Genomic DNA, 23,047 nt, shown 5'->3' on the forward strand with positions numbered 1-23,047 from the left:
TATATTTTTAATCACCTTTCATGTACTTACTCCAAAACTTAAACAGTTGAATAAAGTAGAAGGTAGAAAATATGTCTAGGAGGTTATGTTTTGGAATATCAAGACTTTAATTCTGAAGAACAACTTTTGTTGCAAAATGATTGTGGTGATGTTGAGTGTGTAAATCTTGAGGATGAAAGACAACCATATAGCCACTACCCATATCCAAGGCCAAGACCAAGACCATATTATCCATACTATTACCCACCATATTACTATCCACGTCCACGGCCATATTACCCGTATTATCCACCATATTATTATCCATATCCACATTACCCTTGGTACGGATATGGGGGAGGCTATTGAAAAGAATCTCATTCATAGGAATTAAAAGGGGTCGCATATGCGACTCCTAAAATCAGTAAAAATACAGTATGAATGTTTTTCTTGTTTATGCTTCAAGTTGGATATAGGTGATCTTATAAATGAAAAATACATAGTATTAATCTGTATAAAAAGTAAAAATATAACTTTTTATTTTTATATCCTTATATTTTAAATAAATAACAAGAACCCTCGAAATCAATGATTCTAAGTTTTTTTGATTCTTATAGTTCACATTATGTTAACTAACTTTATATATCTTATACAACGTAAAAACAGAAAAAACTCCCTTATGGAAGGAGGGAGTTTTTTCTGTTTTTACGTGCAGTTGTTGGTTGATGCCTCACAGCATCTTGAGTAGTTTGCTCAAAATATCAAAATTTATCTATCCTAGGTTTCGAATTTCCTGTTTAAAGATTTGGCTTATTCATGTTGACTGTAAAAAAATTTTAAAAATGTATAACATATTATCTACTTTGTAATACTATATAGTAGTAATAAGTATTACTGAGTAGATTGCAAGGAGGATATATGAAAGATTTAACTGAAATGCTTAAGGGAGTCCTTGAAGGAGTAGTACTTCAAAAGATTCAAACAGGAGAAACCTATGGGTATGAAATAACTAGGTATCTAAATGAATTAGGTTTCGATGATATTGTGGAAGGAACGGTATATACCATTCTTGTTCGAATAGAGAAAAAAGGTCTCGTGGAGATTGAAAAGAAAAAATCTAAGCTTGGACCAGCGAGAAAATTCTACACACTAAATGCTAAGGGAGAACAAGAATTAAATGACTTTTGGCAGCGTTGGTCATTTTTAGAAGGAAAAATGAATGAAATAAAGGAGCAAAAAAATGTTTAAAAAGATGATTGGAGAAAAACGAGAATATCGTGTATATAAAGAAAGAGTAAATCAATTACCTGAAGAATACAAAAAGGCTATGAAAGCAATTGAAAGTTATATGTGGAACTTTGCTAAGGGTGCAGGCATGTTGGAGCTTTTAAAGAATATTTTAGAGATGTTCGAGAATAGTGCCAGTGATGGATTAAATGTACGAGATGTAGTAGGAAATGATATAGCAGAATTTGCCGACTCATTCCTAGCTGAGTTTCCAGAAGAAACATGGATTGACAAATTAAGAAATAAATTAAGAGATTCTATTGAATAAACGAGCTAGCAATAAATTCAACTGTCCTAGAAATCAAAATTTAAGGAATTACTATATCTTCTCAAATGCTGTTATAAGATAAAAAGCCATAAGCATTTCCTTAATATGTATGGCTTTTTTATTCCTATAAAATTCATTACATTAACTAAAGATGTATATCGTATACAGCCTAAAACAGAAAAAGCTACTGGCCAATAAGTGCCAGTAGCTTTTTTATTCTCACAGATAGGATGAATTATAATTTATGATATTCAAATTAATTACCGGTGCTTGGACAAACGTTGTGGCAGAGGGTAAAGGATACGAGAGAAAGCAAATGCCATTATCTCGAAAGGGAACAGGAAAACAGGAAACTGTATAACTGGATGGATACGATACTATCGTCCTTACAGACAAACCCATGATAGGCCCGAAAGGGAGCCGATTTCTCGTTGGTCTCTCGTAGGAACATAAGGTTGTGGCTATCTTCTGATGAAAGAAACGTACTATTATGTATACCTCCATTTGGAGCGTCGGCGTACGTTTTACTTACCGATATGGTGTGTGATGTGATGAGGATACGACAGCAAATGGACCTGCAATGGGAGGCTTGAGCCGTATGAGTTGAAAGGCTCACGTACGGTTCTTAGGGGAGTCAGGGGCAGTGATGCCCCTCGCTTACCCGACTTAACTAAAGCTGTATACGTTATACAATTTAAAAAGAGAAAAAACTACTACGGCTCATCAGGGATCAGTAGTTTTTTCTGCTCTATTGCAGTAAGGATTTTCGCAGATGCCTCACGGCGTCTTGTGTAGTTTGCTCAAAATACTTCTGATTATTCATATTCAGGGGTTTACGCATGTCTAATCGTAAATCTGAATAATATATATGACAATGGATTTAATTTTCAATAGTAGGGGGAGTAATAATGATTGATGGATTTGTAGAGAGATCCTTAGATGAAATTCGTTTTTGGTCAAGGATTATGAAAGAACATTCTTTATTTCTTAGACTGGGTTTTAGATGTGAAGATACTCAATTAATTCAGGAAGCAAATCAATTTTATCATTTGTTTGAACAAATAGAACATAGGGCTCACTCATTTACTAATCAAACAGACCCTGAGCAAATGAAAATGTTTAATTCAGAGGTCCAACAAGCTGCTACTGGTATATTCGCTTTTAAAAGAAAAATTCTAGGCTTAATTTTGAACGGTAAAATGCATGGAGCAAATAACTTTCCTCTCTTGGTTGATCACATTAGTAGAGAAGCTAATTATTTTAGAAAACGCCTAATTGAATTAAACGAAGGGAAATTGAAACCACTTGCTGACGCTATTATTAAAGAAAATGTATTCTTTTTAAGAATTATGGCCGATCATGCCAAGTTTATAGGTCATCTTCTCGATCCATCAGAAAGAAAACTTGTAGATATGGCTAGAAACTTCAGCAATGATTTTGATCAATTAGTTTTTCAAGCAAGAGATTTGGAATCTATGAAACCCCAGTCTCAAACTGTCCCTCTCCTAGATCAATTTCTTGATGAAAACCGTGTTTCAGTTGCATCACTTCGGGATTTCAAGAAAACTGCCAGAGAATTAATTGAGGAATGCAGAATTAAAAGTATTATCCATCCACTTCTAGCAGATCACACTTTTCGAGAGGCTGAGAGGTTTCTTCATATTATTGATATGTTTGAGGCTAGCCTAAGAAACCAAGATTAACACTTTATATTTAAATTAAAGGCTTATTAAAAAGAAAAAACCTACTGGACAGAGATCAGTAGGTTTTTCTGTTTAGAGAAACGTATAAAGATTTGAAAGTAGTCAATGCCTCACGGCGTCTTGTGTAGTTTGCCCAAATTATTAGAAATTACTCATTTGTATAAGATAGATATTTTTATGTCAATAATTAATAGCTAATAGTTGATACTAATTTTGAGGTTTTCGACTTACATTTAGGATGTGGATATATTGGATTTTTTTTATAATCAAGAATCACTTACTGCAATTCAATGGATTCTAAGAGCAGTTGTTTCTTTTTTCTTTTTACTCCTTGTTACTAAAATAATGGGACAGCGATCACTATCTCAGTTAAGGTTACTTGATTTTATAATGGCTTTATCAATAGGAAATATTATTGCTCATCCTTTGTCAGATCAACATTTAGGAATGAAAGGTTCTATGATAACGATAGGTGTATTAGTTATTTTATATCTTATCATGGTATTTTTGAGTCTTAAGTGGTTAAAATTCACAAAATTTGTTGATCCTTCGCCTTTTCCTCTTATAAAAAATGGAGAAATATTTTATAAAGGTCTAACTAAAGCTAGGATACCTATTGATGTTTTACTAACAGAATTAAGGAAAAAACAAATACATGATATTAAACAAGTTGCTCTAGCATTATGGGAATCAGATGGTACTATCTCGTTTTTTTTAGAATCTCAGTATCAAACACTAACTCCTAAAGATATGAAGCTAATGACCAAGTCATTCTCTTTTCCTATAACAATTATTAAAGATGGGAAGATTGATCTTGAGGAATTAAAACAGACTGGTAAAGATGAAGATTGGGTAAAAAATCAGATTAGAACGGTACATAGTTTAGATGTAAAGAATATTTTATTAGCAACTCTGGATGATAATAATGACAAGATAAACGTATTTTTATATAAGTAATTATGCAGCCTCATGTGTATGTGTTAACTACCTTTCAAGAAAATTAACAAACAGATACAAATGTTTTAAGGTATAAAGTCCATTATATCTGTTTGTTTCTCCTCTTGTAGTATTTCAATTCCACCTATAGCTTCTAAAGCATGAGCAAAAGATTTAAGAGAAACCCCTATTATTTCAAGTTCTTGAGCTTTGAATGTTACCTGTTCATTTATTGCTGAAATTTGGTGTGAGACTCCTATAGTCTGTAAAAATTGGCCAATCGTTTCAATCCAAACGGCAGATACCACCTTTTCATCACCAGATGATGGATCTTCATTTATTAAAAATAAATTTGATACCCCAATGGTTTCAATAATTTGGCCAATCGTTTTAATCCAAACTCCTGTTGCAATTACATTTTCAAATTTTAATTTCAGTTCTTCGTTTTCTGTATATTTGTCATCTTTTTTTGTTACCATTTATTTTCACCTCCGTTAGTGGAGTTCTATTATATTTATCTATATATTATGTTTAATTTTGATTTCTGATAAAATCCATTATGGTGCGACAAGAAGTCGCTTTTATATAGTGTGGCTTACGCCACTGGTTTAGACGCAAAAACTATCCCCGTCCAAAACTGCGGGTCTGATAACGGGCTCGTGGGTTGCATGCGGAAATGCGGAAACAGAGAGTCAGTGCACGACTCGGAACACTGCTAGGGGAAGATGAGTATGGTGAACATTAGTGAAGGTTTGTAAGCTTCGTAAATTTTAGCTCGGGATAGTGCACAGATTTGCCTGGGTATTGGTAAGAGGAAAAGCAGATTCATAATGCTGCTGTGACGCGTCCCGTATCTTGCCCGGAGTAAAGAACCCACCTAACCTCGTCGTATCTATAAGATGCGGAACTTGGTAAGCCCTTTGTCATCTGTATATACAGTAGGGAGATCGTAAGATCAGACGATGTGACAGAGGGTAAAGGATACGAGAGAAAGCGAATGCCGTTGTCTCGAAAGGGAACAGGAAAGCAGGAAACTGTATAACTGGACGGATACTATCGTCCTTACGGACAATCCTATGATAGGCCCGAAAGGGAGCCTACTTCTCGTTGATCTCTCGTAGGAACATAAGGTTGTGGCTATCTTCTGACGAAAGAAACGTACTGTTATGTATATCTCCACTCGGAGCGTCGGCGTATGTTTTACTTACCATTATGGTGTGTGATGAGGATACGACAGCAAATGGACCTGCAATGGGAGGCTTGAGCCGTATGAGTTGAAAGGCTCACGTACGGTTCTTAGGGGAGTCAGGGGCAGTGATGCCCCTCGCTTACCCGACTTAACTAAAATTGTATATGATATACAGCCCAAAACAGAAAAAGCTACTGGCACTTATTGGCTAGTAGCTTTTTTGTTCTTACAGATAGGATGGATTATAATTCATGATATTAAAATTAATTACAGTTGCTTGGACAAACGTTGATATTATAAAAAAATTAGTTAACTTTAATTAATATAGTGGAAGTATACAAATAGAAGCGCAAGATTTCCTTTATGATTATCTATAATTTTCATTATGGTAACTAAACATGTATAAGATATACAGCTTAATAAAGAGAAAGGCCACTGGGGTATATCAGTGGCTTTTCTCTTTTGATATTCTATTATGTATTAGTTTTTGTGAGGTTTCTTGATGTAGATTTTGAAACTATTAAACAGCTTCTGTCATAGATAGTGTATTCAACTTTTTTAAGATACTTCTTCTTTTATTTTTTGACGTGCGTTGAAAATATACAGAAACAAGCTCGAAAAGAAGTATTTAAATATATAGAGCTCTATACAATACCAAAAGAATGCATTCTTCTCTGCATTATCTTTCCCCTATTGAATACAAAAAAGCTTATTTATCATAATGGCTTAACTTAGTGTCCAGTAACTCTTGATAAGTCCATACCTCCAATTATTAGTTTTTTTCTAACAATTGGGGTGCAGTTCACTGTACAGTAGGTTTTCCCTGTTTAGAATAGAAAATTTGGTGTGATGTCTCACAGTGTCTTGAGTAGTTTGTTCAAGATATAATTTCTTATTCTTATGGACAATTATCCAATATCACCATCCATGAGTATAGTAATTCATAACATGAAAGGAGTGTGCATATGAATTATTACTCTTATAGTGATGGACGAAACCATCAGCAATTAGCTTGGCACGAAACACTCGAATTACACGAGCTGGTTGCCTTCCAAACTAATAGCCTAATTCAATTTAAAAAAGCAATAAGAAAAGTTAAAGATGGAGAACTAAAGAACTTGTATTTAGAAGCTGTCGAGGGAATACAGGGGAACCTTAATGAATTACTATCATTTTATGAGTATGGTCCGTATCCTACTGAAGAACATTATGAAATGAGAAATGACGAATCAGCTTTTTTCTCCGGGAGTTTATTAGGTTTTACAAAAACTTCTGTTCGTTCTTATGCTACGGCTATTACAGAAACAGCTACTCCATCTCTACATGAGATATTTAATCGTCATTTACAAAAAGCTATTAACTTACACTATAAAGTCTTTACTTATATGTATCGAAGAGATTACTATCCAGCTTATGACCTCACTAAGCTTCGTATGAACGATGTTAAAAATGCAAAAAATGCATTAAATATGCCTTATTAAACTTTTCATAAATGCATTATGTTAACCAAAAATGTATATTATATACAGATTAAAAACAGAAAAACCATTGGAGTATATCAATATTTTTTCTGTAAGTTCATCCTAAGTAATGGAACCCTAATGACTTTTTCAGGAGTTTGCTTCACCTTACAGCTTTTATTCTTCTAACAAATATAGTATGAATATCATAGCATGTTACTAAGGATACTTGTTTCTTTTCCCCTTAGTCAGGAAGACCCTGAGAAATTAGGGTCTTTTTTAGGTATTTGTCATACATTAGCAAGATTCTATTTAACAGAAAGAAGATCTTTATCATGAGAAATAACTATCCTTATCGTCCTTTACATCACGGTCATTGTGGTTAGCTGCAGCCTATGCCTTGCAACTAACTGCCTCCTCAAACAATATCTGCTCAGTGTGAATCCGTTAAACAAAATACATCTTTTACTGGTCAAGATGTATTTGTGCCATTTGTACGTCCTAGTCATACTACAAACGTTTATCAAAAAAATTATAAATATATGTACTCATTCCCACATGCAGCATTTGTTGTATGTCAAGAAACACATAAAAACGGCTCTATTAAAATCATTCTAATAAGTTAACCTTCGACTAGCAGCTATTCTATACAGATATATCAGAAGAAAAGAATTATGTTTCTAAAAAATTGTAAAAGAGCGCACTATTAGAATTTCGCTGAACTTCTCTTCTACGTTCAACTGCAAATAATCCTCGAAGCGTTCCAAAAAAATAAGCTACAAAAGTGTTCTTTATTCTCTTTCTCTTGTAAGCAAAAACCGTCTCTTTAAATGCTTGGACAGCAATGAGTTCTAGATCTTCTAAAGGCTTGTCAAGACCACTCATTTTATAAGCTAAACGGACTTTCCCCCATAATTCATATGTATCATCTGCATAAGAAAAAAAAGGGCTTACAGTGTCTTGAAAAGCTGTTGGAATAAAAGATGGTACGTAATCCGACGAGAGTTTTAAATTAATCTCATTACGTATGTATTTATTTAAAGCTTTTAAAGATAAATTATAGGTAGAATGTTTTTTTGTCTCTTTACTCTTACTCTCCCAAGCGATTTGAGCATTTTCTGTTTTAACATCTGCTTCAACATCAGCCTCTAAATCAAGCTGTAAATACTTAACCCAATGGTTAAAATAAGGGTGATTCACAAATAAGTGCACAGGATTTCCCTTTCCGTTGTTACGAGGGCAGCGACGATATACAGTAACAATTTGTCCTTGTTTTCGCAGTTCTTTTAAATGACGATCAATTGTTCCTTTTGACTTTTCATATGTTTTACCTAAGTATGTACTACCCGGGAAGCAAAATCCTTTTTCTGCAGCAAACCAACAAAGCCGGTCTAAAGCTTTTCTAGTTCCTTCATGAAGACGATAAAATTTCTCTCCGTAAAGATTGATAATTTCTTTAAGTAATTTCCGTTTCATTGATTGATGTTGAGAACGGTTTTCTATGTAACTATGATAATTTTTCATATAATCAAATTCTTCTGTCGTAAGCATACGCGTAGTAGACATTAGTCTATCCTCTCCTTTTCAGGAACAAAAAAAGACATCGCATCCCAGAAAAAAAAAGGAAAACGATGTCGGATTTTTTGACAGACTACGCCCTTGAAATAAATCTAATTATCCGATAAAATAAAGGCGTAACTAAATTTATGTATTAGGACTTCGACAGGTGTTTTCCCTAGCACTTTAGGGTTAACGGTGTAAGGGTGTTGGCGCACCACTTGCACACGTTGGAGTCTTTTTATATTCCGCACTGTTTTGGTGACTCTATTATACCGTCTATTAATCTTATAATTCAATAAGAATTCATAATCTCCTCATAAAATCTCTGTATTTTACCTATGGTTAAAAATTACTTCGTTTGGATATACTGCTAATATTCTAAAACCTCACTACAAATGTATCTGTTTACTTAATTATTAACCTTAAAAGTTATAAAGCTGTAAAGTGAAAAAACAACTACTCTCTTATAGTTGTTTTACTGTTTTATATATTGTTTTATATATTTGTTTTATTGTTTTATTGTTTTAGAACGTCTATAGATACTGATATTACAGCGTTTATCAGCTTAAACTATCACTAATTTTGCGCGAACTATCACTAATTTTGCGCGAACTATCACTAATTTTGCGTAAAACTATCACTAATTTTGCGTAAAACTATCACTAATTTTGCGCGAACTATCACTAATTTTGCGTTTGAAATGCAATTATGGCTTAAGTATCACCAATTTTGCGTGGACAATATAGAAATGCTTAAACTATCACTAATTTTGCGTTTGAAATGTAGACATGCTTCAAGTATCACCAATTTTGCGCATTGAAATGCAGACTGAGCGTAATAAATTAAGAATATATAAGATTTTCAGAGTTTAAAACCTTCATGAAGTATCACTAATTTTGCGTGATATTTAAATTATAAGGACAAGTTGCTCTTCAACATGTAATTTACACAGTATCACTTTTATGATATTTTAGTGATAGTTTAGAAAAATATGGGGGATTTTATGAAGAAAACGAGTGTCGTTCAACCATATGATCTGGAAAGTATAAATATAAAAAATTGGGTAACCAAATCAAACATCCTCATTGAGAGTACATATAAATTGTCTTTACAAGAACAAAGAATTCTTCTAATCATGGCATCTAAAGTGCAACCTAATGATGAAACATTAAAGACCTATAGGTTTCGAGCTAAAGACTTTATCGAAATCGTAGGAAATAAGAAAGGCACAGGCTTTTACTCTTACTTAAAAGAAATCGTGAATGGCCTTCAAACAAAAATTCTTACGATAAAAGAAAAAGGCAGGCAAAGAAATTACAACTGGGTTATTACGTCTATCTATGAAGAAAACGAAGGGTACATAACATTACAGTTTCATCCTAGCTTAAAGTATCTGTTTTTAGAGCTTAAGGAAAAGTTCACATCGTACCAATTAGAAAATGTAGTGAGACTCAATTCGGTCTATTCTATTCGTATTTATGAGCTGCTTAAACAATATGAGCGTCTGCGAAAAAGGGAACTCACTCTTGAAGAATTACGTCACTTTTTAGCAATTGAACCTACTAAGTATAAACAGTATGGCCATTTTAAAAGTAAAGTATTAGCAGTAGCTCAAAAAGAAATCAATAATAAAACGGATATCCACTTTGAATTCGTTGAAATAAAAACCGGTAGAAAAGTAACATCCATAGAATTCATAATTACTGGTTCACCAGCGTTGAATGATGCTAGCGCTGCTAAAGAGAAAAAACTAGAATTAAATCAACAATCATTAGAGTTAGAAGATAATAAAAACAGTGTTCAGAACGATTTAGTGGACTTAGGAGTTAAGCCGGAAAAAATAGAGTGGCTTTTATCAGAATTTAAAAAAGAACACCTAGAAAGAAATATAAGATACACACAAGATCGTTTGATTACTGGAGATGTTACTCACCCTCATTCCTACGTAGTAAAAGCGATTCAAAAAGATTATGCCAAGCTTTCACACGAATCAAAGTTTCTTCAGTCTAAAAAGACTGCAAAAAAAGAGTTAGTTCCAGATTTTATGGTAGCAGCTAAAGAAAAACAACGAACTTTTAACGAGTCTACATTAAAAGACAAACAAGAATTGTTCTTTAAAGAAATTGGAACTCAAATAGAATTTGAAGAAAAGCTTCTTCAGTTTCAAGAATTAAAGAGAATGCTAGTCTTAAGCTCAGATGAACCTAATCAAGAAGAGGTTGAAAAAGCTCAAAAAGCAGGTTTACAAGAAGTCATTCGGAATATGGAAGAGGACTTAAAAAAGCGTCAAGCCTTAGATCTAGAGCCAAGGCTTGTTAAGGATTTTAAAAATAAAGAATTAAAGAAGATCTATAAAGAATTTTTACAAAGTAAGATTTTTAAAAAAACTTAGATCAAATATAGAAGAAATCAAAAAGCACACCTTTAAGGGTGTGCTTTTTGGGTGGTTTTTAAATACGCAGGTAAATTTAATATACCGAATGTAGTGAAAGGTATCTCGATTTAGTGAGCGTTTCAACTATTTTTGCTATAATAATAGTATATTAAATTTACCAAAGAACGGATGTGTTTTATTTGGATCGGTTTATTCTGCTACAGGAATTCCTTTGTCATTTGAACGAATCTAAAAAGAAAGCTTCCACAATTTCAATGTATAAGCATGATTTAAAGAGTTTTTTTGAATGGGTAAATCATTATCATCCTAATATACCTCCAGAAAGTTTGCCGGATGATAAAAAATATTACAATGAATACTTTAGGTATCTAAAAGAAAAAAACTTATCAGAAGCCAATCTGAGGCGTGTGGCATCACATTTGAATGGATTGTTAAAATACTACAACCTCACAGGTTATATCGGTCTTTTACAAGGAACAACCAAAAAACAACGTGAATTAACTGATACTGACTTTATAACTGAAGCTGATACGTTGCTTCTTTTAGATTCTGTTATAAGCCATAAACATCTGAGTGATATTCAATCCCAAATACACAAATATATAGGGCCTCGTAATCATTCTATATTCGTCCTTATGCTTCGTTACGGCCTAACTGTTAATGAAGTTGTATCTCTCAATATAAAAGACATTAATTTTGGACAAAATACATTAATGGTTAACAATAATAAAACAAATCGTTTATTAGAACTTTCTAAACATGACAAGAAAATCATATATAATTACCTATCAACAATACCTTTACTATTTAGACCTAAAGACTATACAGATGATCCATTATTTATTTCTTTTCATCCTCAAAAAATGGTTTATTGGTATGATTACAGTTTAGATAAACCTAAAAGGATTAGTGTAATTGGCACAAAACGTATGATTGAAAGAGAAGTTAAACGTTCAGGCATAAAAACAAATGTAAGATCTACTCACTTCCGAAACAGCTGTATTCTTAACAAGATTCATGAGGGATATCCCAACGAACATATTATTTATTACTTTGGATTGTCTAGCCGCCATGCTTTATATCGATTTAAACGATATCTAAGAACAAAATAAAAAACTTCCCTGTTATTAAGTTTAACTTATTTTTTATTAAAATCCTTTTATATCAATAATTTTATTTTCATAAGTTAAACTTAAATTCACTTCCTGTTAAGTAAATTCTAGAAAATAATATAAGTTTAACTTTAGTTTAACTTCATGATTCACACTTTTGAAATTTACTTATTTAAAAAGTGAATTGTTATGACATTGGTTTACTCACGTATTATAAATCCTTAGCTTAACAGCCATACATCAACAGTATAATAACCAAATTTATTTACTATTATCCTAGAATGTAATTAGATTTATTATTCTTGATTAAATACTAGAGAAAGTACATTCTAGATTCAGTGCAAACCCTTGATAATCAAGGATTTTCTGTATTTCTAGCTATCGTTATAAGATTTAAAAATCTTGAAAATAAATTACGAAAAAGTTAATTTTAATTTTAAGGTAAGGGGATGTTATATAAGGATTGCACAAACCAAAGAGAATTTTCATTAAATCCCTGCATCAGAATAAGGATGATAAGGATCCGTGGCAGATATTATTTTAGAAAGAATACTTACAAAAATCTCGATTTTTAACTAGAGAAAGTACATTCTAGATTCATCTAAACCCTTTTTGTATCAAGGTTTTAGATGGTCTAGTTTTTTTGAATTTCAAGAAAAGAATATGTATATTCTTTAATGGTAAAAGGGACATATTAAGTTATCAAACGCATTTCTTTGGAGAAGTTTGTAAAATAAAGAATTAATTAATGTAAGTAAAGTTTTGATTCTTAAATTAAATTTTTGAACTACATATATAATTTGTCTATTATTAAAATAAATCGTTTTACTCTTGCAAAGTTCATCATTTCATCTAGAATTGAAAAAGAAGAATAAGAGTTTAAGTGAAAGAAAAGAAAAAACCTACAAAAAAGAACAGGAATTTAAAGTAATTAATAGAATTTTACTAGAAATATAAAACTTGAATAATATCTGGTACAACTAAGTTCTAGAATCGCAATTAACATTGATATATCAACTTTAAAGTCTATCTAGATTTTTATATAGAAAGGAGAATCCTAGAAAAATGTCTAAAAAAAGTGAAGATGAAATTGTTTACACGCTGAAAGACACAGTAAAGCTAACTGGTTTAAGTATAGATCTTATTCGCTTATACGAGAAAGAATTCAACCTCCAGATTCAACGAACAGAAGGGGGGCATAGAAGGTATAACAAACAAAACATCGATTTGTTAACTGAAATCAAAAAAAGAATTCAAGAACAAAACTGGAGCTATAAGATGATAAACCAATGGCTTCAAGGTGAAATTGTGCCAGAAGCAGTTGAAGTTCAATCAAATCTTGAGAAGAAAGTAGAATCCCTTCAAGAGAAAGTTCAAGAATTGCTTAATCGCTCTGAAAAAGATGAGCAATTTCAACTAGCACTTATTCAACGATTAGATGAACAAGGCAGTCTTATAAAGAAACTTACAGAAAAGCTGGACCATCAAGACAAATATATTGAAAACAACCTAGAAAAACGAGATGAGAAATTGACTAATGCAATACGTGAAATTAGCGATACAAAAAAACTTATCGCGGCCGCCCAGGAGAACCTAGATTCAAAACCAAAAGGATTCTGGAGCAAGATTTTTGGCGGTTAATGCATACCTTCAACTATAAAAGCAGCCAGCCCTTCTGTAATATACAAAAGAGCTGGCTGCTTTTATAGTTGATTTTTATGATAAAGAAATATGTGCTTGCCAAAAGTCCCTAGTAGTATTTTCACTTAGCTTTTTCGGCGTTAATATTATAGACTGAAAATTTATAATTAAAGTCAGCCATGTTAACGATTAAGTTGTCCTAAAAGTGTAGTTAGTTTGTCCAAGCAAAAAGATATAATTAAGCATTTAATATACTTCAATCCAACCGGAACGCATGAAAGCAGGAAGATAGGAGAAGATCCTAATGACACTCCAAATAATCTAATGCCTTATATTAACCAATTTGCGATAGGAAAAGGAGAAAAAGTTAATGTATTTGGCAAAGACTATAGTGCACATGATGGAACAGGAGTAAGGGATTATATTGATGTTGTAAATTTGGCTAAAGGGCATTTAAAAGCCTTAGAGAGGCTTCTTCGAACTACAGGCATTGATGTATTCAACCTCGGAACAGGAGTTGGAGATAATGTAATCGACCTGATTAAGAGTTACGAAAATATCACCTCTCGAAAAAGCCCATATAGTTTCACATGCAGAAGAGCTGGAGATATTGATAAATGTTATGCTGATGCGACTAAAGCTAAAGAAATACTAGACTAGCAAACAACCAAAAATCTCAATGATATGTGTCATGACTCCTGGAACTGGCAGAAGAACAACCCTAATGGCTATATAGAATAACACCTTTAGCAAATAAAAATATAATCTCAATTATTTCCTGACTGCATTTTACAAAAATTTGTATTTTGAAGTCAGTTTTTTTATTTATACATATTTAAATAATTTTTATTTCCTTTAAAAACTAATTATTTTTTAAAACTAGAACATTCTCCTATTAAAGAATTAGTTCATATAAAACAAAAGCCTGCTCATGCAAGGAACTAATACTTTAGGTCGAGTTAAATTGTAACATCTTAGTTGTTAGCCTAATAAAACGTAAGGTTAATTTATGTAAGGAGGTAATACAATGGCCTTTCCCACAAACAGTCAATTTCAGCCCATATTGATAGGGGACCAATCTCCTGCCTCCACTGATCTCGTAGGTAATACGCAATTTCCTTCAGCATTTTTCACATATGATGCAACAAATGTTTATTTTAGAATTCGTGTTAATGAGGATCCAAGAAACTCTAAATTAACCGGATTTGCTAATTATGGTTGGGGAGTACTTATTAATACGTCAGGAGATCCTGAAGTTTATGACTGGCTAGCTAATGTTAACGGACTAGATAATACTATAAATTTAATTAAAAATACGACACGGGTTTATAATTCATGGAATGATCCTGCAGAAGGAACAGATGGAAGTGGAACTCCAAATTTTTCGCGTCCAATTGTAAATTTTGATGTAGCTCGAGCTACACTAACCAATGATGGATCAAATTTTGGTGGAAACCCTGATTATTTTATAGATTTTCAATTCCCCGTTGCAAACTTTTTTCACTTCTTGGAATTACCGCTTCAACTCCCATTGGGTTAGTCATTTTTTCTTCCGCAAATGCAAATAATTATAATAAAGATTCTTTACAAGCTGGTGAAAACTTTCAATTTGTTCAATCAATAACCAATCCATCTCCCCCAACAGATGTAGATGTTCGAGCAGCTTTGACTGCAACTAAAACTATTACCTCCGGTCCAACCTCTCTCTTAACAGGCTCTTTAACAACATGGACACAAAGGATAACAATAACAAATACAGGTCGAGATATAGCAAGAAGCGTAGTTGCAAGCGATGTCTTTGGTATTGATCAGCTATCAAGTGTAAGTAATATTACAGTTTCAAGTGGTTCTGCTACTCTTAATTCGGCTAATAAGACATTGACATGGAATATTGGCAACCTCATCATGGGACAGAGTCTTACGCTAACTTATACAGTGGTAGGAACATTTTCTACAGCAGGTACAAGAAGGCTAAACACAGTTACTGTTTCTGGCACTGACAACTTTACCGGCTTTCAACTAACTTCGATTACAACTGCTAATGACGTAACAGTAGCTGCAGCTGCATCAATTACGGGAAAGGTAACCTCTGGGCAGACTGGTTTATCTCTTAGTGGAGTTACTGTAGAACTTCGCAGCTAAAGCAATGTATTAATTTCTACAACTACAACTAACACGGAAGGAAATTATAGCTTTCCCCAACTTGCTGCAGGTACCTATAATCTAAATTTTGTAGCTTCAAGCTTTATTACAGCAACCCGTACAACAACGATTACTGCTGGACAAACTCAAGTTTTGAACGTCATTTTACAGCCTCAACCCGGAAATGTAACAGGCACCGTATTATCTCAAGATGGAACACTAGTGAATGGAGCAACAATTAGATTAATTGATCAATTTAACACTGTTATTACGACAGTTATAACTTTAGTCCTTTACATGATTAGATGATTAGCCTAAATAAGAAATTAGTCAGATGAATTTACGAAAATTATTTGTCAAAGGGCTTTTTCACAAAGGGATTTTGATAGAGTAGCCTATAGCAATATTGAGATAAAAGCATAATTTAATAAAAGAGGAGTGACTGTAAAAAAATCAAAAATTGAATCTAGGCGGGAGATGTAGACTATGAAAGTTATGACAATTTTGGGCACAAGGCCTGAAATTATACGTTTAAGTCTTATCATAGAAAAATTGGACAATTACGCTCAGCAGCACATTTTAGTTCATACAGGACAAAATTTCACTTCTACCTTAAGTGAAGTATTTTTTCAAGAATTAAAAGTGCGGAAGCCTGATTATATTTTATTTGATCAACAATATACACTAGGGAAACAGTTATCAAAAATGTACCAAGAGCTAGAAAAAATCTTTTTAAAAGAAAAGCCGGACAAAATTCTAGTACTAGGAGATACAAACAGTGGTTTAAGTGCAATTTTAGCAGAACGAATGGGTATTCCAGTCATCCATATGGAAGCTGGAAATCGTTGTTTTGACTTAGAAGTACCAGAGGAGAAAAACCGCCGAGTCATTGATGCTATTTCAAGCATTAATCTACCCTATACTCCCCAAAGTAAAGAAAATCTCCTTAAAGAAGGAATTCCCTCAAATCGCATTATTGTATCAGGTAACCCCATTTACGAAGTTTTAGAACATTATAAATCTGAAATTGAACAAAGTGACGTCCTTAATAAACTACTAGTTGAAAAAGAGGGTTATTTTTTAGTTACGGCACATCGGGCTGAAAATGTAGATCATGAAGATCGACTACTAGAAATTATACAAGGAATCAACTTGGTAGCTGAAACATATGGAAAGAGAGTAATTTGTAGTATCCATCCTCGTACTAAATCACGTATTAAAGGCATCGGTGAACTAAAAATTCACCCTTTAGTGGAGTTTCACGAACCGTTTGGTTTTTTCGATTTTGTTAAGCTTGAAAAAAATGCTCTCTGTGTTTTAACCGATAGTGGCACCGTTCAGGAAGAATGTTGTTTATTCCATGTTCCCACTGTTACAATCCGCAAAACAACTGAAAGACCAGAGACAATTGAGTGCGGAAGTAATATGTTATCCGGAATAGACTCAGATCAAATAGTTAATTGTGTGCACGTAATGGTTAACCATCAAAAAAAATGGTCCTATCCAGAGGGATATGACGACAAAGATGTTTCCGACAAAGTAATTAAAGTACTGTTAGGGGGATATAAAGTTGTTTAGTAATCAAATTATTTTAGTGACAGGCGGCACAGGTTCATGGGGCTATGAATTAGTAAGGCAATTATTAACATACAATCCAAAGGAAATTCGTATTTTTTCGCGTAATGAGTCAAATCAATTTACAATGAAACAAGAATTTGATAATAACCCAAAATTAAATTTCGTTATTGGAGATATCAAAGAGAGGGATTCATTAATTGAAGCATGCCAAGACGTTGATTATGTTTATCATCTGGCAGCTTTAAAACATGTTCCTGTATGTGAAGATCAACCACTTGAAGCATTAAAAACAAATGTCAACGGAACACAGAATGTTATAGATGCCGCTATAATTTGTAATGTGCATAGAGTCATCTATATTTCTACAGACAAAGCGTCCAACCCTGCCAATTTTTACGGATTGTCAAAAGCTATGGGAGAAAGATTGATCATTCATGCCAATACATTAAATACAAAAACAAGGTTCGTATGTATACGTGGAGGAAATGTTTTAGGAACAAATGGAAGTGTCATTCATGTGTTTAAAAAGCAGATTCAGGAAAAAGGTAAAATTGGTATTACAGATATGAACATGACTCGATTTTTCTTAACACTTGAAGATGCTATTAAACTCGTATTTAAGGCCACTTTTGAAAGCATAGGTGGAGAAATTTTTGTTATGAAAATGCCTACATGCAAAATCATTGACCTTGCTGATGTACTAATAGAAGCTTCTAATAAAGAAAACATTAATATTGAAATACTAGGCATTCGTCCCGGAGAAAAAATCCACGAATTGCTTCTTTCAGAATATGAAAGTACTATGACAATTGCTTATGATGATGAATATTTTGTTATTCTGCCACCAATCCATATTGAGGGACTAAAGGAACATTATTCGGAATACAAACCTGTAGACTTAATTGACTACAATTCTAGCAAGGAGTTAATAAGTAAAGACGAAATAAAAAAAATGTTAATGGATGGAGGATTTATTTAAATGAAATTATTAATCCTTGGTGGAAAAGGAATGGCGGGACATATGATAACAGCATATTTCATGCAAAAGCCAGAGTATGAAGTCTTCTATACATCAAGGGAACCAAAGGACAAAAATAGTCTTTATCTTGATGTAACGGATTGTGATAAAGTAGAAAAAATCATCGAATCTATAAAACCAGACATTGTCATCAATTGTGTTGGAATATTAAATGAACACGCCAACGACAATCGTTTACTAGCCTTTCAAGTAAATAGTTTATTGCCTCACCAATTGAGTAGATTAGTCGAACGTTATCAAGGAAAATTAATTCAAATCAGTACCGATTGTGTTTTTTCAGGAGTGAAGGGTGATTACACCGAAGATGATATCCCCGACGGCACCTCTGTATATGCGGAAACTAAGCGATTGGGAGAAATTATTAGTGATAAACATTTGACCATTCGTACTTCAATAATAGGACCAGAGTTGAAGGAAGATGGAATTGGATTGTTTTTATGGTTTATGAAGCAAAAAGGAGAAATAAAAGGATATCAACAAGTATTATGGAATGGTGTAACCACACTTGAATTAGCAAAAGCTATTGATTCACTGATTCAACATGAGATTACTGGATTATACCATTTAGGCTCAGACAAGAAAGTATCAAAATATGTGCTATTAAAGTTAATTCAAGAAATTTTCGAGAAAACAGACGTAGAAATTATTTCGGATTCAGAAGTCATATTAGATCGAACTATTAGAAATACTAGAACTGATTTCCAATACCCTATTCCAGATTACAAAGAAATGTTAATCGAACTACGTAAATGGACATGAAATTATTTGTTAAAGCTAAATAGTTAATAGATTGATAACAAACATCTGATACTAGTCGATCAGAACAGTTAATAATGAAAAAATCTATCCTTCTTTACCAAGTACTCTTCATAATGAATGGACTTTCTTCTAGATGAAAAAGCAGAAAAGACTTATTCTAGGAGCTAAATTCAACCCAGATTCTTCAGATAAAAGAGTTTTATAATATAAAATCTAATTGATTTTTTAAGAAATCACGGATTTAAAAATTGTTATTAAAAAAAGATTTCATAAATGAATAATAATATTCAAGCAAATTATGCTAGTGGTAGGTCAAAATTCCATGTAGTTCGTAAAAAAGTTAATATAAAATACACCTAGTTAAATTTAGAGTGGTATTAATTCTACTTATGTTACTTGCCATTAGCAGCTTTGCTTTAGGTTACTCTCCTGATACCGTTTTATGAGTTTATTAGTATCGCTACATATATATTCCAGATTTGTTATGACAAGTATACCTAGTAAATCTAAAATAGCGATTCTAAAAAACACCTTAAAAAGTTGTCCAAGCGAATTTAATAAATTCAACATATTGTATAGTGAAATCAGTAAATGTAAAGGAGAGATTAGATTGAAATTACAGGATATTAAAGGCGCTTATGATGTAATAGTTAGTTTAGGCAGTGCTTGCAATCCAGCAATACAATTAAGAAAGCATAACTTAAGAACATTTTCAGGTCCCCTTGATTGGAGTGTATCCCTATCACTTTCAAATGTAAATCGATTATTAAGGAATAAATTTGAAGGATTTATGGAGCTTGAAAATATGTGTTTAATAGAGGGGGCTTTTGATGCTCTTGACGATGGAATTTTTATTGAAGGAGTAAAATCGCATTTAGTAAAGGATACTTATTACGATATCTTGTCAGTTCACGATTTCCCAATAATACCAAATCAAGATTGGACTGTAACATATCCTTCTTTTAAAGAAAAATTGAATTATCGAATAGAAAGATTTCTTGAAAAAATAACATTTAGCCAATCTGTTCTGTTTATTAGATGGGCAGCCAGTTACGATGAGGCAGTTGAGTTGGAATCTGTATTATCACAGATTGTAAAAGGTCAATTTAATATTCTTATTCTTTATCCAGTAGAAGGTTTAAAAGAAATTATTGAAATGAATTGGGAAATAGACAGAGTCTGTTCACTAAAGGTTCCTAATATACCTTTTGATGATTTTACATGGGATTATGTTTTACAGGGAATTACAATTAACAATTGAAAAATCCCCTAATTAACCCTTAAGAAATTACGGCTCTAGTATATACTAGTTTAAAACCATCAAAGATGTTAATTAATTTTTAAGTTTACATGTTTTGTTGAATAGTAATCAAGTAATAAAGCAACCTTTAATTTAACAGTTTTAACATAATTAAAATCATTAATTCCAAGAATTGTTTCTGTTAAAGCATTATTTTATTAAATGAGATATTTTATATAGAGTATAACCCAGCTCTTTATGATTTGATACAAATGTTGTATAAATTAAATTTATCATTTCGCCTCTAAACGATACTTCTCCCTCCTCAAGCTTTGAAACAAGCTTTATAACTTAAAAATCATTACAAGTTACAGCAGTAGATTTCGTAACAAATTTTGGACATTTATATTGATTCACATGTATTTAGTAAAAGAATGATAGACTCTATAGATTTCACCAAATTTTTATAAATCGTCGTTCGATAACTGGCTATGAATGTTTATTCTGCGTCTATGTAGGTGTTGGATCGAAACAAATCCATCAGTATCAATACTTTTAAAAAAGTATTGATATTATTATTTTTTCATGTAATTGTAACCTATTTTCTAAGAATAGATAAATTGTCCAAGCGTAAATATATTAGATTCATATGATAGAGTAAATGCTTAGAAAAGAGGTGTTAAATTTATGGTTAAATTATTAGACGCCCATATTTCGCAGAACATCAGTTATAGTGATGCAATATCAATTCCTCTTACCTCTACACCACAACTCTTTGGAAGTCTAGGGCTTTTTGTAGAAGGCGCAGGACCGAATATTCGTACTCAATTTACTGCAACAGTTGCCATTAGCTCTTTAGCCAGTGTTGCAGTTCCTATTACCGTTTCAATTTACAGAGGTGTAGGAGCAAACCGTGTTCTTATATATTCAGCCACAGAAACAGCACAAGCCGCAGGTGCCTTAGGGGTCGCTACTAGAAGAATAATAACTGTAACTGGTTCTGACTACAGACCACCTAATCCCGGAACCCTTTTAGTTTATCAAGCGTTCATTAGTGTACCTAGTGGTATAGTACTTGCACCAACACGTACGGGTCCTGAAAGTTTTAATGCAGCTGTATACTCTGACTGATAGAATCTGAAATAGCAAAATAATCAAACATAAATAAAAAGGGAAAAGCGCCCATTAATTATAATTATATACGGTGGTTTCATCCCTATTCCCATCTATAATTATTCTCAAAAGCCAACATTTTTTCTAAAACCGCGCAACTTTTTGATTCTTATTAAGTACACCAATTTGTTTTTTTGATTTTATATTAAACATATCATATCTAACAAATTATATCTCTTTGCTTTACATCAGTTATATTTAGAACATTACTGAATATGTATAAACTTCTGGTCCCTTACTTTTCTGTACATTATTATCTATCAGTAAACAAATATAAATTACTATAGCCTGTAAAAAATCCAAACACACCTAACCAATTAGCTTGAGTAGATGTGTTTGGATTTTTTCTTGATGATTAGTTCATTTCTGATAAAAACCTTCGGAAAAAGAAAGACACAAAAGGTTTAAAAGGAAAAATTTTCCTTTATCTATACAAGAGAAACTCCTTCAAAAATTTTCTTCCAATGATTATTATTAGAATTCCATATATCATGATTTGGAAGTTCAACAACGCAGACATTTTCTAAATGCCAATTCTTTTCGATCATGCTATTGACATTGGAATGATTAACTACAAGGATTCGAAAATCATTTTTAACCATTCCAGATAAAATGGATTCAAGTTCTTGAACTTCGTTTAAAGTGGCTTCTGTTCTTACAAACAATATTCTTTCGCTAGTGGACATTTTCTCTAAGAATCGTTGAATTCTTCTATCATATTTCTCTTTAACCTCCGGGTAGCCTCCTAAATGGGTAAGTGTATTTTTATCTGTTTTAAAGTCATGGTTAAAGCCTATATTATTGAGCTCGTCCAATACGAAGAGGTCCCACTGGGAAACATATTTAATAGGCTTCAAATTATTTAGATTCAAAAAATTAGAGAAGCGATTCCGCAAGAGACAGTTTACATTTTCCAAAGATGGAGATGAAACCCAATCTAATACCCCTGAAAAAGGTCTTAAGTTATTTTCTCTAAGCTGAATAGCGGTTAAACAAAGGTCTCCTAAACTGAAGATAGCATCATAATTACCCTTTATATTTTCCAAACCCATACTACTACCTCCTTAAAATAAGTAGTTATAACTTGGGTTGATACTCGAAAATAATATAAATAAACTAACTGATAAGGGAGTATTTAGTTTATATCCTTCTATGTCAACTTATAATACTCAAATTGGAAAGGTAAAATAAAAACTCTCCTCTTAATATTAAATGTATTACAATCGGAAAATGGCAGGGCAAAAAACTAGTTGATTTAAAATGTACATTTATATGCCAAGATTTCTCCTCAAATAGGAAGTAGAAAAATGGATAGTGATTTCTTAAACTTAATCATTTGATAAGAAACTAGGCTAAAAGCTTGCTAACTAAAAATAGGGGTCCTTCCCTTTATCTGCATTGGAATTATTATGGGACTATTTCAAAATAACTAATTTATAAATGACTTCAGATTCTCAGTATAATTACTCCCTGAAGATCCCTATCCCTCTTTGACATATGAATAACCTCTAAATGCTTTATAATATGCAAAATTGTTTTAAATAACTTAAATTAAACTCATCTTTTTAGTGTATTATTGTATTTTT

22 protein-coding genes are annotated in these 23,047 nt (G+C 32.5%); 18 read left to right on the forward strand and 4 right to left on the reverse strand.

From position 1 onward, the window contains the following. Nucleotides 1–106 precede the first annotated feature (106 nt). Nucleotides 107–307, reverse strand: a complete 201-nt coding sequence (locus tag ACN6NE_RS02935; RefSeq protein WP_205751011.1) for a hypothetical protein — start codon at nt 305–307, stop codon at nt 107–109. 590 nt (nt 308–897) lie between these two features. On the opposite strand from ACN6NE_RS02935, the gene ACN6NE_RS02940 reads away from it, so the two are divergent. The 4 genes from ACN6NE_RS02940 (at nt 898) to ACN6NE_RS02955 (ending at nt 4,194) form a co-directional block, all read left to right on the forward strand. Next, nucleotides 898–1,227 (forward strand): PadR family transcriptional regulator, encoded by a 330-nt coding sequence (locus ACN6NE_RS02940; RefSeq protein ID WP_474324435.1) that lies wholly within the window; start codon nt 898–900, stop codon nt 1,225–1,227. Further along, on the forward strand, nt 1,220–1,534 hold the full coding sequence (locus tag ACN6NE_RS02945) for a DUF1048 domain-containing protein (RefSeq protein WP_071277320.1): 315 nt from the start codon (nt 1,220–1,222) through the stop codon (nt 1,532–1,534). The genes ACN6NE_RS02940 and ACN6NE_RS02945 overlap by 8 nt, the downstream gene beginning before the upstream one ends. Nucleotides 1,535–2,442: 908 nt before the next feature. Beyond that, nucleotides 2,443–3,237 carry a DUF2935 domain-containing protein gene (locus ACN6NE_RS02950; RefSeq protein ID WP_098791376.1) on the forward strand — a complete coding sequence of 265 codons (795 nt, stop codon included), beginning with the start codon at nt 2,443–2,445 and terminating at the stop codon, nt 3,235–3,237. Between the two features lie 249 nt (nt 3,238–3,486). Then, complete coding sequence (locus tag ACN6NE_RS02955; protein ID WP_071277322.1) at nt 3,487–4,194, forward strand: DUF421 domain-containing protein; 708 nt, start codon at nt 3,487–3,489, stop codon at nt 4,192–4,194. A 65-nt stretch (nt 4,195–4,259) separates the two neighbouring features. Here ACN6NE_RS02955 and ACN6NE_RS02960 read toward each other — a convergent pair whose 3' ends face one another. Continuing rightward, nucleotides 4,260–4,652, reverse strand: a complete 393-nt coding sequence (locus ACN6NE_RS02960; RefSeq protein ID WP_474324438.1) for a hypothetical protein — start codon at nt 4,650–4,652, stop codon at nt 4,260–4,262. Nucleotides 4,653–6,327: 1,675 nt separating this feature from the next. On the opposite strand from ACN6NE_RS02960, the gene ACN6NE_RS02965 reads away from it, so the two are divergent. Together ACN6NE_RS02965 and ACN6NE_RS02970 are read left to right on the forward strand one after the other, a co-directional pair. Next, nucleotides 6,328–6,843 (forward strand): spore coat protein, encoded by a 516-nt coding sequence (locus tag ACN6NE_RS02965; protein ID WP_474324441.1) that lies wholly within the window; start codon nt 6,328–6,330, stop codon nt 6,841–6,843. A 404-nt stretch (nt 6,844–7,247) separates the two neighbouring features. Continuing rightward, nucleotides 7,248–7,448, forward strand: a complete 201-nt coding sequence (locus ACN6NE_RS02970; protein ID WP_474324527.1) for a CotD family spore coat protein — start codon at nt 7,248–7,250, stop codon at nt 7,446–7,448. A gap of 46 nt (nt 7,449–7,494) precedes the next feature. Here the strand turns inward: ACN6NE_RS02970 and ACN6NE_RS02975 are convergent, their stop codons facing one another. Next, nucleotides 7,495–8,388, reverse strand: a complete 894-nt coding sequence (locus ACN6NE_RS02975) for a transcriptional regulator (protein WP_474324442.1) — start codon at nt 8,386–8,388, stop codon at nt 7,495–7,497. Between the two features lie 997 nt (nt 8,389–9,385). Here ACN6NE_RS02975 and ACN6NE_RS02980 point away from each other — a divergent pair. The 12 genes from ACN6NE_RS02980 (at nt 9,386) to ACN6NE_RS03035 (ending at nt 21,419) form a co-directional block, all read left to right on the forward strand. Continuing rightward, nucleotides 9,386–10,774 carry a replication initiation protein gene (locus tag ACN6NE_RS02980; RefSeq protein ID WP_474324444.1) on the forward strand — a complete coding sequence of 463 codons (1,389 nt, stop codon included), beginning with the start codon at nt 9,386–9,388 and terminating at the stop codon, nt 10,772–10,774. Between the two features lie 221 nt (nt 10,775–10,995). After that, complete coding sequence (locus ACN6NE_RS02985; RefSeq protein WP_474324446.1) at nt 10,996–11,889, forward strand: tyrosine-type recombinase/integrase; 894 nt, start codon at nt 10,996–10,998, stop codon at nt 11,887–11,889. Nucleotides 11,890–12,954: 1,065 nt separating this feature from the next. Continuing rightward, the gene (locus ACN6NE_RS02990) at nt 12,955–13,530 is read left to right on the forward strand and encodes a MerR family transcriptional regulator (RefSeq protein WP_474324448.1); all 576 of its coding nucleotides are present in this window, start codon (nt 12,955–12,957) and stop codon (nt 13,528–13,530) included. Between the two features lie 216 nt (nt 13,531–13,746). Then, on the forward strand, nt 13,747–14,190 hold the full coding sequence (locus tag ACN6NE_RS02995; RefSeq protein ID WP_474324450.1) for an NAD-dependent epimerase/dehydratase family protein: 444 nt from the start codon (nt 13,747–13,749) through the stop codon (nt 14,188–14,190). 367 nt (nt 14,191–14,557) lie between these two features. Continuing rightward, nucleotides 14,558–15,070, forward strand: coding sequence for a hypothetical protein (locus ACN6NE_RS03000; RefSeq protein ID WP_474324452.1), 513 nt, complete (start codon nt 14,558–14,560; stop codon nt 15,068–15,070). A gap of 125 nt (nt 15,071–15,195) precedes the next feature. Beyond that, a complete protein-coding gene (locus tag ACN6NE_RS03005) occupies nt 15,196–15,672 on the forward strand; it encodes a hypothetical protein (RefSeq protein ID WP_474324455.1) in 477 nt (158 codons plus the stop codon). Nucleotides 15,673–15,684: 12 nt separating this feature from the next. After that, complete coding sequence (locus ACN6NE_RS03010; protein ID WP_474324529.1) at nt 15,685–15,981, forward strand: carboxypeptidase-like regulatory domain-containing protein; 297 nt, start codon at nt 15,685–15,687, stop codon at nt 15,979–15,981. 177 nt (nt 15,982–16,158) lie between these two features. Next, nucleotides 16,159–17,250 (forward strand): non-hydrolyzing UDP-N-acetylglucosamine 2-epimerase, encoded by a 1,092-nt coding sequence (wecB, locus tag ACN6NE_RS03015; RefSeq protein ID WP_474324456.1) that lies wholly within the window; start codon nt 16,159–16,161, stop codon nt 17,248–17,250. Then, nucleotides 17,243–18,229 carry a polysaccharide biosynthesis protein gene (locus ACN6NE_RS03020; RefSeq protein WP_474324457.1) on the forward strand — a complete coding sequence of 329 codons (987 nt, stop codon included), beginning with the start codon at nt 17,243–17,245 and terminating at the stop codon, nt 18,227–18,229. Before wecB ends, ACN6NE_RS03020 begins: the two co-directional genes overlap by 8 nt. Beyond that, nucleotides 18,230–19,048 carry a dTDP-4-dehydrorhamnose reductase family protein gene (locus ACN6NE_RS03025; protein ID WP_474324459.1) on the forward strand — a complete coding sequence of 273 codons (819 nt, stop codon included), beginning with the start codon at nt 18,230–18,232 and terminating at the stop codon, nt 19,046–19,048. 610 nt (nt 19,049–19,658) lie between these two features. Then, a complete protein-coding gene (locus ACN6NE_RS03030; protein WP_474324461.1) occupies nt 19,659–20,309 on the forward strand; it encodes a DUF1796 family putative cysteine peptidase in 651 nt (216 codons plus the stop codon). Nucleotides 20,310–20,975: 666 nt separating this feature from the next. Next, on the forward strand, nt 20,976–21,419 hold the full coding sequence (locus ACN6NE_RS03035) for a hypothetical protein (protein ID WP_474324462.1): 444 nt from the start codon (nt 20,976–20,978) through the stop codon (nt 21,417–21,419). A gap of 470 nt (nt 21,420–21,889) precedes the next feature. Here the strand turns inward: ACN6NE_RS03035 and ACN6NE_RS03040 are convergent, their stop codons facing one another. After that, a complete protein-coding gene (locus tag ACN6NE_RS03040; RefSeq protein ID WP_474324464.1) occupies nt 21,890–22,513 on the reverse strand; it encodes a DUF1796 family putative cysteine peptidase in 624 nt (207 codons plus the stop codon). Nucleotides 22,514–23,047: the final 534 nt, after the last annotated feature.

The organism is Priestia sp. 53B2, assembly GCF_056099005.1.